Below are 12,120 nucleotides of genomic sequence, written 5' to 3' on the forward strand. Positions count from 1 at the left end.
GCGAACGAACGCCACCGGACACAGCCGCCGTCTTGCGTCCTGCACCTCTCAGACGCGGGACACAAGACGTGCGGCCTCCGCCGCGTCCGGCACCCTGCACGCCCTTTCGCAGGAGGCAGTGCGGTGACCTCACAGAAGCATCCGGACGCGGTTCGCGTCGACGAGAAGAGCAAGGACCAGCAGCTCGCGAAGGACCGCGCGGAGCCCACGGGCAACTTCCTCACCACGGACCAGGGCATCCGCGTCGAGCACACCGACGACTCGCTCAAGATTGGCGCGCGCGGACCCACGCTCCTGGAGGACTTCCACTTCCGCGAGAAGATGACCCGCTTCGACCACGAGCGGATCCCCGAGCGCGTCGTCCACGCGCGCGGCGCGGGCGCCCACGGCTACTTCCAGGTCTACGAATCCCAGGCGAAGTACACCCGCGCGAAGTTCCTCCAGGACCCGTCCAAGAAGACGCCCGTGTTCGTGCGCTTCTCCACCGTCGCGGGCTCGCGCGGCTCCGCGGACACCGCGCGTGACGTGCGCGGCTTCGCGGTGAAGTTCTACACGGAAGAGGGCAACTGGGACCTGGTGGGCAACAACATCCCCGTCTTCTTCATCCAGGACGGCATCAAGTTCCCGGACATCATCCACGCCGCCAAGCCGGAACCCCACCACGAGATTCCCCAGGCGCAGACGGCGCATGACTCCTTCTGGGACTTCGTGTCGCTCGTCCCGGAAACGATGCACATGATCATGTGGATCATGTCCGACCGCGCCATCCCGCGCAGCTTCCGGATGATGCAGGGCTTCGGCGTCCACACCTTCCGCTTCATCGACGAAAAGAACACCGCGCGCTTCGTGAAGTTCCACTGGAAGCCGCTGCTGGGCACGCACTCGCTCGTCTGGGATGAAGCGCAGAAGCTCGGCGGCAAGGACCCGGACTTCCACCGCCGCGACCTCTTCGAGGCCATCGAGCAGGGCGACTTCCCCGAGTACGAGCTGGGCGTTCAAATCCTGGAGGAGAAGGACGCGCAGGCGCTGGGCGTGGACCTGCTGGACGCGACGAAGCTCATCCCGGAGGAGGTGGCGCCGGTGCAGCCCGTGGGCAAGCTCACGCTCAACCGCAACCCGACCAACTTCTTCGCGGAGACGGAGCAGGTCGCCTTCTGCGTGGCCAACATCGTGCCGGGCATCGACTTCACGGATGATCCGCTGATGCAGGCGCGGCTCTTCTCGTACCTCGACACGCAGCTGACGCGCCTGGGCGGGCCGAACTTCGCGGAGATCCCCATCAACCGCCCGGTGGCGCCGGTGCACAACCACCAGCAGGACGGCTTCGGCCGGCACACGAGCAACGTGGGCCGCGCCAACTACTTCCCCAACTCGCTGGGCGGTGGCTGCCCGTTCCTCGCGGCCCAGCAGCAGGGCGGCTACGTGCACCACCCGGAGCAGGTGAGCGGGAAGAAGGTGCGCGAGCGCGCCGCCTCCTTCAACGACCACTACAGCCAGGCGGCCCTCTTCTTCCGCAGCCTGTCCGAACCGGAGCAGCAGCACCTCATCGACGCGTGCCGCTTCGAGCTGGGCAAAGTCGAGACGAAGGCCATCCAGGAGCGCGTGCTGGAGCACTTCGCGAAGATCGACGCCCTCCTGGTGTCGGCCGTGGCGGAAGGACTGGGCCTGCCCGCGCCCAAGGCCACGCCCGTCACGCCCAAGGGCCCTCCCGCGTCCAAGGCCCTGAGCATGGAGGCCATGAAGCTGGCCACGCCGCCGTCCATCAAGACGCGGAAGATTGGCGTGCTCGTCGCGGACGGCGTGGACGCGGACGAACTGATGGCCCTGCGCAAGGAGTTGGAGTCCCAAGGTGCCCAGCTGAAGGTCATCGCCAAGCGCCTGGGCACGGTGAAGGCCTCCAACGGCAAGGACGTGCCGGTGGACAAGAGCGCCATGACCACCGCCTCCGTGGAGTACGACGGCGTCTTCATCCCCGGCGGCGCCGCGAGCGTGGCCACGTTGAAGAAGGACGGCGAGTCGCGCCACTTCGTGCAGGAGGCCTACCTGCACTGCAAGACGGTGGGCGCGTCCAAGGACGCGGAGGAGCTGCTCAAGGCCTGTGAAATCGACCCGGCCGCGCCCGGCGTCGTCGCGGGCTCCAAGGCAGGGGCCGGCGCGGCGCTGGCCACCGCGTTCGCGAAGGCGCTCGCGAAGCACCGGCACTGGGACCGCAAGGACAACGACCGCGTCCCGGCCTGAGGTCCACTGAGGCGAAGGTCACCGCGTCCGCTGTGACGCGGTGACGCGCCGCCACCCGGCAGGACAGCCCTCGCGCAGCACCCGCGCCGCCGCGAGGGCACAGGCATAGCTGCTCGTGATGGGGCGCTCGCACCAGGCGCCGTCCGCGTACAGCCGCACCGTGGCCGCGTCCTCGACGTGGTCCACGATGTCTCCCTTCCTCAGCGCGTGGGCCATGGCCGCGTCCGCCACCGTCACCACCGACGGCAACCCGGACGGCAGACCCGATACAGGACCCGCGGAGCAGAGCACCAGGCTGCCCTGCTCCACCGCGCGGTCCAGCAGCGCGGTGAGGGGCGCCTCGAAGGCGCGGCCCACGGTGCCCAGGCTCAGGTTGATGAGGTCCGGCCGCACGTCCTGCGTGAGCCACTCCAGCGCTTCCAGCAGGCCCAGCGAATCGCCGCGCATCCGCCCATCCAGCACGCGCGCGACGTACCACTCCACGTCGGCACCGGGACGGCCCTGCTCCATCAGGATGCTCAGCACCGCGGTGCCGTGGCCGTGCGCGTCCTCCAGGTCCTCCAACACGGAGTCGCCGCCGCGCCAGGCCGCCAGCTCCTCACGCGAGTGGACACGGGACTCCAGGCGCCGCGCCTCCCGGTCCACCGTGAAGCTCGCGGCTCCGGCGAGCGACAGCCCCGCCCCGCGAAGGAAGCCTGCCGACACTCCACTGTCCACGATGGCGACCTTCATGGGGGCAGGGCCTTGCGACACGCCTAGCAGGAGCTGCTCGAGTCCTCGCCCACCGGGTACTTGAGCACCGGGAAGTAGGTGCCCACCCACTGGGTACCGCTCCAGGTGTAGTGCTGGCCGTTGAGGTACGACGTCGCGCAGGCGTGGCCCATCAGGTCCTCGGACCCGCTGACTTCCTCCAGCAGCTTCGACACGTCCTTGCTCGTGAACTTCATGGCAACACTCCCGGCGTTGAATTGGGGGGAAAAGCGGGAAGGAGCCTAGGGGGCCAGTGAGCGGGTCGCAATGATGTGGGGCGTCCCTCGCAGGGGAACGCGGCGCCGGACTCGCGAGGGGGTTAGGGTCTGCCGGTCCACCGGTGTGAGAGGTGTCTCGCGATGAAGCTCTGGGCCCGCTGGTTCCGCATTCCCTTCTGGCAGCGAGTGCTGGGCGCCTTCGTGCTGGGAGCGCTCGCCGGATGGGCGCTGGGCGACCGCGCCGGCACGTGGCTCCAGCCGCTGGGCACACTCTACGTCCAGCTGATCCGGATGATCGCTACACCGCTGGTGTTCTTCGCCGTCATCCACGCGGTGTCCGCGCTGCGCGGCCAGAAGAGCGTGGCGGCGCTGGGCGGCCGCACCTTCCTCTGGTTCGCCGTCACCGCCGCGCTCGCCGTGGGCGTGGGCCTGGGCACCGCGGCCCTCACGAAGCCGGGCCTGGGCGTGGGCACGCTCCAGGTGGCCAGCGACTTCAAGCCGCGCCAGGTGCCCGGCCCGGTACAGGTCCTGCTGGACGTGGTGCCCACCAACCCCTTCGCCGCGCTGGCGGAGGGCAAGATGCTCCAGGTCATCTTCTTCGCGGGCCTGCTGGGCTTCGCGCTGGTGAAGCTGGGAGACCGCACCGCGCGTCTGCGGCAGCTCGTGGGCGAGGCCAGCGACGCGATGATTCAGGTCACCCGCTTCGTGCTGGAGCTGACGCCGCTGGGCACCTTCGGCCTCATCGCCGCGCTGGTGGGCACCTACGGCTTCGAGCGCCTGCTGCCCCTGGGCACCTTCGTCCTCACGCTGTACCTCGCGTGCGCGGTGCACGTCGTCTTCGTGTACGGCGGGCTGCTCGCGGCGCACGGGCTCAACCCGCTGCGCTTCTTCCGGGGCGCCGCGCCGGGCATGCAGGTGGCGTTCGTCAGCTCCTCCAGCTTCGCGTCCATGCCGGTGGCCCTGCGCAGCGTCACCCACAACCTGGGCGTCGACCGGGACTACGCGGCGTTCGCGGTGCCCCTGGGAGCATCCATCAAGATGGACGGCTGCGGCGCCATCTATCCGGCGATGACGTCGCTCTTCATCGCCCAATACTTCGGCCTGACGCTGTCCGCGCCCCAGCTCTTCATCATCCTGCTGGCGTCCGTGCTGGGCAGCTTCGGCACCGCCGGCGTGCCCGGTACGGCGGTGGTGATGACCACCGTCGTCCTCAGCTCCGCGGGGTTGCCCCTGGAGGGGCTGGGCTACCTGCTGGCCATCGACCGGGTGCTGGACATGATGCGCACCCTCACCAACGTCACCGGCCAGATGCTGGTGCCCGTCCTGGTGGCCCGCGAGGAGGGCCTCCTGGACCTGGCCGTCTACAACCGCGCGTCCAGCAACGTGGGGCTGGAGGAGCCCCCGTCGCCGGCCGCCTGAGCGCTACTTGCAGGTCGTCACTTGCAGGTCTTCGGCGGCATCGAGTCGATCCAATCCGCGACGAGCTGCGCGCCCTCCGCGTGGTGAATCGTGCGGCCAATCTGCGGCATCATCTTGCCGGACTCCTCAGTGTGCAGCCGGTACCAGAGGATGGACTCCGCGTGGTTGCCGGGGACGATGTCGAACTCGCCGCCCACGCCCGCGCCCGCTGAGCCCGGGCGCTTGCACTCGCCCAGTGAGAACAGGCTGGTGTTGTCGAAGTTGAGGAACAGCTGGCTGGTGATGCCCGCCGTCCCGTTCGGGTTGTGGCAATGCGCGCAGTTGATGTCCAGGTACGTGCGCGCCCGCGTGTCCAGGTTCGCCGACTGCGGGTCGAACGCGTCCGGCGCCTTCGGCAGCTCCGCCTGGGCGGGCAGCCCGTCCAGCTTGCCCAGCGACGCCAGGTACTCCAGCTGGTCGCGCTCCACGCCTCCGTAGGTGTTCGTGCGGTGCAGGTAGCGCGCCTTCACACCAATGGGGTGCATCACCTGGTCGCCCTTCTCATCCACCAGGTGGTGGCACTGCTGGCACTGGTTCTTCTGTGGCACCGAGTACCGGAACGACCGGGTCTCCCCCTCCAGGTCGATGAACGTCACGTCGCGCACGCGGCCGCCGGGGACCATCGTGGCCTCCGTCTGCTCCGCGTTCCAGACGTACGGCCACGCCTCCCAGCCGGAGGGCTGGCGCACCAGGACGCGCGTCTCGATGACCCGCACGTCCTGGTCCGGTTTCCGCAAGTCCGCCGGGAAGGCGAACGTCTTCGTGATGAGCGTCCCCACCGGCAGGTCCAGCGCGTCCACAGGCGCGTAGTGCGCCGTCTTGCCGGGGGGGATGTAGAGGGTGCGTGACTTGACCGCGTAGTCGGAGAACAGCGGGGTGGACAGGGTGTAGGGCACGTTGCCCTCCACCGGGATGAGCCCCCCGTCCGCCGGGCTTCCGGTGAACAGCCCGAAGCCCGACAGCACGCTGGGGATGGCCAGCGGCGGCCCCGCGTCCACGGGCCCCGCGTCCGGAACGCCCGCATCGAGCGTTCCGGCATCCATCCCCGCGTCAGGTTCACCCGCGTCCGGAACCCCCGCGTCCCCCGTTCCGGCATCCACGGTCCCCGAGTCGGGTGTGGGCCCGGGGCCTTCCGGGTCGGAGGAACCGCAGGCCGCCAGCGTCAACGCCAGCAGCACCACGGAGAGACGAGGGCTCACGAACGACGTCCACATGGGTGTCACGCTCCCTGACCTCGGTTACGGCTTGATGAAGTCGCCAATCGTCAGCGCGGGGCTGAAGCCCGAGCAGTTGAACTCCGCCTTCGTGGCCGGGTAGTGCCGCGTGAGGGCCCACCCGCCCGCGAAGTTGCCCGTGGCCGCGGCCGCACCCGCCGCCACCAGGTCCAGGTCCGCGATGGCGTTGACGGTGCCCGAGGGCAGCGTGTTGTCGGCGAAGCAGATGTTGATGGGGTTCAGCTCCGTGCGGGCATGGCCGTAGGGGTCCACGCCGTCCCACACCAGGTGCTCCACGCCCTTCGCGCCCTGCGTCTCGCCGTAGGTGTAGAGCGCCGCCAGGGCCGCGCCCAGGGGCCGCAGCTGCGGGCTCAGGTTGCCGTTGTCCACGTTGTCGCCGCTGCCACCCTGGAAGGTGTTGCCGTGGATGTAGACGTCCGAGCTCGCGAAGTTGAAGCCGCCCGCTTCCCACAGCGCGACGTCGTCCTCGATGGTGAGGCCGCTCAGCACCGCCACGTCCACCGTGTTGTTGTTGCCCCAGGTGTTGCCCGTCAGCTCCACGCGGCGCGACGCCAGCATGAACGTGCCCGTGCCCGCCGGCACCTGCGACACCGTGCTGCTGCTGGCCGCGACGGAGGCGAAGTTGTGCCGGTTGTTGCCGGTGATGATGTTGTTCTTCACCCGGATGTCCGTCCCCATGATGGGGTTGCCCGGCAGGTCGAACACCACCAGGCCCGTGGTGTTGTCCTGGGCCGTGTTGCCCAGCACGTAGGCGTACTTCGTGTTCTCGATCTCGATGCCCGCCACGTTCTGCTTCGCCACGCTGTTGCGCACGACGGCGTATTCCGTCTGGCCCACGTAGATGCCCGCGTCCGCGGCGTTGTACGCCTCGCATTCATCGATGAGGACGTACTTGGACTTCACCGGGTACAGGCCGTACTTGCCGTTGCTCTCCTTGTCGGCCTCCGCCCACTCCGTGCGCACGCGGCGCATGATGACGTCGATGGAGGACTCCACGCGGATGGCGTCCTTCTTCGCGTTCCACACCGCCAGGTCGCTCACCGTGAAGAGATTGCCCACCACGTCCAGGCCGTTGGAGTTCGCCGCGGCGTTGGTGAACACCAGCACCGTGCTGCTCGCCCCGCCGGTGCCCTCGCCCTTCGTGCCCTTGCCCGCACCCACCAGCGTGATGCCGTTCTGGCGGATGGTGATGGCGTTGTCGAAGGTGTACGTGCCCGCCGCCAGATTGATGGTGGTGCACTCGGCCATGGTGTTCACCTGGTCCTGGAGCGCCTCCTCCTGGCCCGGTGCGAAGTTCAGCGTCGCCTGGGCCTTGCCCTCGCAGGAGAAGGTCCCCGCGCTGCCGCCGTCCCAGGGGATGCCCGTGTCCACGCTTCCCGCGTCGCTGCCGGCGTCCGTGTTCGTGCCCGCGTCCGTGTTCGTACCCGCGTCCACTTTCACGCCCGAATCCGGCGTCTTGTCGTCGTCATCCGAGCAGGCGGTCAACGAGAGGGCCCCCACCAGGGCCAGAACGGTCGCGCGCGTAGCGCGGGTCCACTGCAAACGGGGCATGTCGTTCCTCCGCGAGGCCGCTCCGCATGGGCCACGGGGAAGCGCCCGCGGCCCGCGAAGCAGCGGGAAGGCGGCATGCTCGGAGCAAAGACACACTGGCGACAAGCACAAGTTTCACGTTTGTGTTTTGACGCGGCGCCCCTTCAGTCACGCTCAAAAAAGCACGCGCACGCGGTAAGCCTATCGTCCGCAATGTGTCCGGAATGCGAATGACGCACGGCCCCATGACAGGCGCGCGGTCAGGCCCGTGGGCGAGGACACCGCGCTCCCCGCAGCCGACCCGCGCGGTCATCTTGAGAAGGAGGTCGCGGCGCGGTTCCCCTCTCCCGCGACGGAAAGAACGAGGACGCCCATGCGCACTGGAACCCTGGTGACCCTGGTGGTGGCGCTCGCGTCAGGTCCGGCCCTGGCGCAGCAGGACGAAGCGATGACTGCCCCGGGAGGCAATGACTCGCAGAACCTGGATGACCGGCAATCACTGACAAGCGATTCCGGCGACGGCACCTTCTGGAACAATTACTGGTATCAGCCGCCCGCGGAGAGCGGGTTCCAGCAGCCCCTCGCCGGCTCGTATCAACTCGAGCAGCCGATGGCCGGCTCGTACCAACTGCAGCAGCCGCTCGTTGGCACGTACCAACTCCAGCAACCGCTCATCGGCACGTATCAACTCCAGCAACCGCTCAACGGGACGTACCAGCTCCAGCAGCCGCTGAATGGGACGTACCAGCTCCAGCAGCCGCTCATCGGCACGCAGCAGCAGCGCCCGCCGATGCATGGGCCGGGCGCCACGCGGGTGCGCTGAGCCCTTCGCGCCACCTACCGCCGGGCGTTGAAGGTGTCGCACGCCTCCAGCGTCCCCTGCTCCAGGCCGCGCTTGAACCAGGTCATGCGCTGCGCGGCGGAGCCATGGGTGAAGGACTCGGGGACGACGTAGCCCCGGGCGCGCTTCTGGAGGGTGTCGTCGCCCACGGCGCTGGCGGCGCCCAGGCCCTCCTCCACGTCCCCCTGCTCCAAGATGTTCCGCTCCTTCTGCGCGTGGTGGGCCCAGATGCCGGCGAAGCAGTCCGCCTGGAGTTCCGTCAGCACGGAGAGCTGGTTGGCCTGCTCCTCGCTCGTGCGGTTGCGCAGGGACTGCACCTTGCGGGAGACGCCCAGCAGGTTCTGCACGTGGTGCCCCACCTCGTGCGCGATGACGTACGCGCGGCCGAAGTCACCCGGCGCGCCGAAGCGGCTCTCCAGCTCGTCGAAGAAGCTCAGGTCCAGGTACACCTTCTGGTCGCCCGGACAATAGAAGGGCCCCACCGCGCTCTCCTGCATGCCGCACGCGGACTGCACCGCGTCCGAGAAGAGCACCAGCCGCGGCTGCACGTAGCGCACGCCCTGGGGCTCCAGCAGGCCGGGCCAGGTGTCCTCGGTGTCCGCGAGCACGACGGAGGCGAAGTCCTTCAGCTTCTCCTGCTGCGGATCCACGTTCCCGGAGCCGCCCGTGCCCGGTTGCGAATACGGGGAGGTGCGCGTGCCAATCTGCACGTCGGACGGGTCGCCGCCCAGCAGCATCACCAACAGGGCCACCACCAGTGACGCGGCGCCACCGCCCACCGCGAGCGGGCGTCCGAAGCCACCACCCCGCCGGTCCTCGATGTTCGAGCTGCGACGTCCGCCTTCCCACCTCATCCTGTTCCCCCTGTCGCGTGAAGACGCTTTCGAGGACCAAGGTAGGCAGCGGGCCCTCCGTCAGCGACGGTGCGGGCCCGGAGCAGCCAGATGCCAGGAGGTCCGCAGGGCAGGCGGGCGGACGAGCCCCTACTTGATGGGAGAGAAGCCGACCGCCCCAGAGGCCACGCGCGCGGCGGTGCCCAGGCGCTCCATCAAGGTGGGACCAAAGTACTGGCGCCGGGATTCGCCCTGCCCTTCGCGCACCTTCTCAGGCGTGTCCAGGTAGCCCACGTAGCCGTTGGCGAGCCCCAGCACGTGCGTCGCCCCGGTGAGGTCCGCCAGCGCGCGGCCCGCGCCCACGGTGGGCTCTCCCGGGATGGACAGCAGCTCCAGGGGCCCCAGCGCCAGCGCATCCACCTCCGCCTCGCGCGGTGACGAAGCGCACAGGAAGTTGTCCCCCGCCGCGCGGGTGAAGGCGGGCACCAGCCGCGAAGAGTCCGGCCGGGGCAGCGCCGTCTGGACTCGCGCGAACGCCAGCCGCACCGGCTCCGTCACGGACGCCGGGGCAGCGCCGTCCGCCAGCGCCGACAGCTTGCGAGCGAAGCCCAGGGCGCGCTCGGGGCCCTGGCCCTCGTTGAAGGCCACGGTCGCATTGCCCTCGCTGCCCTGCACGAACAGCGTGACGCCACTGCCCGCCTCCTCGCGCAGCGCGCTCAGCCGGCCCGGGAAGTCTGGATCCAACAGTGTCCGCTGCCGGCCCAAGAGCGTGGCGTGCCCGGCGAACACCAGCACCTCCGCCACGGGCCCCTCCGCTCCGCGCAACACGGCTCGCGTGAGCTGGCCGTCCGGGACATCCCCACCGGAGCGGGAATAGACGAGCTCCGCGTCCGCCGCGCCGCCCACCTCCAATGTCACGTCCTTCATGGAAGCCGCGGCCTTCTCCAGCGCCTCGCTCGCGCCTTCCACCACCGCGTTCGCGGACGCCTCCCGGTAGCGCCCCGTGCCGGAGAGCTGGGCCGCCCACCGCGCGTCGTAGCCTCCAAACGAGGAGTGCGTGTGCGTGGCCACCACCAACACCTCCTTCACCCCGGCCTTCGCCGCGCGCTCGCGCACCCGCGCCGTGATTTCCGGCGTCACCAGGAGCAGCTCCAGCGACACCACGCCCACGCGCGCGCCACCGGCCTCCAGCACCAGGGCCCTCGCATGGAGGGGGAGCTCGGCCTGGCTCGCCTCGGGCCGGGGTGGGACGTAGCCCGCCACCACCACCGGATAGGGCGGGGAGAGGGCCACCTTCGCCGCGCCCGCGCGCAGAGGACCTTCGCCACGCACCTGTGACAGCACCTCGGGCGTGCGCTCCTCCCACCTCCCACACCAGTTCCAGGAGGCGAGCGCGTAGGCGGCCCCGGCCGTTAGCAAGGCGAAGGGCAGCAAGGGGCGGAGGAAGGAGCGCCGGGAAGAGGACATGCCGGAGGCAGCGTAACCCCTCGGCGCTTCCAGGCGGCTCCTACCTTTCGGGCAACGGTGCCTTGCCTGGCCTACAAGGGCCGACGTCGGCTGATGGTGGAATACCCACCTTCAAGGCGTGCGTTCCTGTTCCGCTTCGCGGTCGAAAGGGGTAAGGCAGCGCGCCATGTGCGGCATCTTCGGAATCGTGGGTCACGGAGAGGCGTCCAACCTGACGTACCTGGGGTTGCACGCCCTGCAGCACCGCGGACAGGAGTCCGCCGGAATCGTCGCGTCCGACGGGCACGTCCTGCGCGCGCACCGGCAGATGGGCCTGGTCGCCGACATCTTCACCGCGCCGGTGATTGAAGGGCTCCCCGGCAAGGCGGCCATCGGCCACGTGCGCTACAGCACGGCGGGTGGCAGTGGCATCAAGAACGCCCAGCCCCTGTTCGTGAACTACGCGGGCGGCCAGTTCTCCATCGCGCACAACGGCAACCTCGTGAACGCGGTGGAGCTCAAGGCGGAGCTGGAGTCGGAGGGCGCGCTCTTCCAGTCGGACGCGGACACGGAGGTGGTGATGCACCTCCTCGCCCGCTCCAAGCAGCCCACCTTCGAGGCCCGCCTCGTGGAGGCGCTGCGCCGGGTGGAGGGCGCGTACAGCATCCTGCTCCTCACCGAGGACAAGCTCATCGCGGTGCGCGACCCCTACGGCTTCCGGCCGCTGGTGCTGGGCAAGATGAAGGAAGGCGCCTACGTGCTCGCCAGCGAGACGACGGCGTTGGATCTCATCGAAGCGGAGATCGTCCGCGAGCTGGAGCCGGGCGAGCTGGTCGTCATCGAGAACGGCGTGCTGCGCTCCAGCATGCCGTTCAAGCCCGCGCCCCGGCTGGGCCGCTGCATCTTCGAGCACGTCTACTTCGCCAAGCCGGACTCGGTGCTCTTCGGCAGCAGCGTCTATGAAGTCCGCAAGCGCCTGGGCGTGCAGCTGGCGCGCGAGCAGCCCGCGGAGGCGGACCTGGTCATCGCGGTGCCGGACTCCGGCGTGCCCGCGGCCATCGGCTTCTCGCAGGCGAGCGGCATCCCCTACGACGTGGGCCTCATCCGCAGCCACTACGTGGGCCGCACCTTCATCGAGCCGCAGCAGTCCATCCGCCACTTCGGCGTGAAGCTGAAGCTGTCCGCCGTGCGCCAGGTGCTCAAGGGCAAGCGCGTGGTGGTGGTGGACGACTCCATCGTGCGCGGCACCACCAGCCGCAAGATCGTGAAGATGCTCAAGGCCGCGGGCGCAGTGGAGGTGCACCTGCGCATCTCGTCGCCGCCCACGCAGTGGCCCTGCTACTACGGCATCGACACGCCCAGCCGCACGGAGCTCATCGCGGCCAGCCACACCACGGAGGAAATCGCGAAGTACGTGACGGCGGACTCCCTGGGCTACCTATCGCTGGAGGGCCTGGGCACCGCGGTGGACGACCCGAAGCGGAGCACCTACTGCACCGCGTGCTTCTCCGGGCAGTACCTCACCGACAAGCTGTCCCAGAGCGCGGGTGCCACCAAGCTCAGCGCCTGAG

At 69.4% G+C, this 12,120-nt stretch carries 10 protein-coding genes; 4 read left to right on the forward strand and 6 right to left on the reverse strand.

What is annotated here, in order from left to right; genetic code table 11:
* Positions 1 to 123 precede the first annotated feature (123 nt).
* On the forward strand, positions 124 to 2,238 hold the full coding sequence (locus D7Y11_RS15950; RefSeq protein WP_120577835.1) for a catalase: 2,115 nt from the start codon (positions 124 to 126) through the stop codon (positions 2,236 to 2,238).
* 18 nt (positions 2,239 to 2,256) lie between these two features.
* Here D7Y11_RS15950 and D7Y11_RS15955 read toward each other — a convergent pair whose 3' ends face one another.
* Positions 2,257 to 2,970, reverse strand: a complete 714-nt coding sequence (locus tag D7Y11_RS15955) for a S8/S53 family peptidase (RefSeq protein WP_120577836.1) — start codon at positions 2,968 to 2,970, stop codon at positions 2,257 to 2,259.
* A 23-nt stretch (positions 2,971 to 2,993) separates the two neighbouring features.
* Positions 2,994 to 3,185, reverse strand: coding sequence for a hypothetical protein (locus D7Y11_RS15960; RefSeq protein ID WP_120577837.1), 192 nt, complete (start codon positions 3,183 to 3,185; stop codon positions 2,994 to 2,996).
* Positions 3,186 to 3,347: 162 nt separating this feature from the next.
* Here D7Y11_RS15960 and D7Y11_RS15965 point away from each other — a divergent pair, with 162 nt between their 5' ends.
* On the forward strand, positions 3,348 to 4,625 hold the full coding sequence (locus D7Y11_RS15965) for a dicarboxylate/amino acid:cation symporter (RefSeq protein ID WP_120577838.1): 1,278 nt from the start codon (positions 3,348 to 3,350) through the stop codon (positions 4,623 to 4,625).
* 17 nt (positions 4,626 to 4,642) lie between these two features.
* Here D7Y11_RS15965 and D7Y11_RS15970 read toward each other — a convergent pair whose 3' ends face one another.
* Entirely contained in the window at positions 4,643 to 5,863 is a 1,221-nt protein-coding gene (locus D7Y11_RS15970) for an SO2930 family diheme c-type cytochrome (protein WP_233597115.1), read from the reverse strand.
* Positions 5,864 to 5,902: 39 nt separating this feature from the next.
* The gene (locus tag D7Y11_RS15975) at positions 5,903 to 7,450 is read right to left on the reverse strand and encodes a parallel beta-helix domain-containing protein (RefSeq protein WP_120577840.1); all 1,548 of its coding nucleotides are present in this window, start codon (positions 7,448 to 7,450) and stop codon (positions 5,903 to 5,905) included.
* Between the two features lie 352 nt (positions 7,451 to 7,802).
* Here D7Y11_RS15975 and D7Y11_RS15980 point away from each other — a divergent pair, with 352 nt between their 5' ends.
* A complete protein-coding gene (locus D7Y11_RS15980) occupies positions 7,803 to 8,252 on the forward strand; it encodes a hypothetical protein (protein ID WP_126934126.1) in 450 nt (149 codons plus the stop codon).
* Positions 8,253 to 8,266: 14 nt separating this feature from the next.
* Here D7Y11_RS15980 and D7Y11_RS15985 read toward each other — a convergent pair whose 3' ends face one another.
* On the reverse strand, positions 8,267 to 9,124 hold the full coding sequence (locus tag D7Y11_RS15985; protein WP_120577842.1) for a neutral zinc metallopeptidase: 858 nt from the start codon (positions 9,122 to 9,124) through the stop codon (positions 8,267 to 8,269).
* A 129-nt stretch (positions 9,125 to 9,253) separates the two neighbouring features.
* Positions 9,254 to 10,570 carry a neutral/alkaline non-lysosomal ceramidase N-terminal domain-containing protein gene (locus D7Y11_RS15990; RefSeq protein ID WP_120577843.1) on the reverse strand — a complete coding sequence of 439 codons (1,317 nt, stop codon included), beginning with the start codon at positions 10,568 to 10,570 and terminating at the stop codon, positions 9,254 to 9,256.
* A 166-nt stretch (positions 10,571 to 10,736) separates the two neighbouring features.
* Here D7Y11_RS15990 and purF point away from each other — a divergent pair, with 166 nt between their 5' ends.
* A complete protein-coding gene (purF, locus tag D7Y11_RS15995) occupies positions 10,737 to 12,119 on the forward strand; it encodes an amidophosphoribosyltransferase (RefSeq protein ID WP_233597116.1) in 1,383 nt (460 codons plus the stop codon).
* The last annotated feature ends 1 nt before the right edge of the window (position 12,120 follow it).

It is taken from the genome of Corallococcus sp. AB018 (assembly GCF_003986945.1).
GTDB classification, from domain to species: Bacteria; Myxococcota; Myxococcia; order Myxococcales; family Myxococcaceae; genus Corallococcus; species Corallococcus exiguus.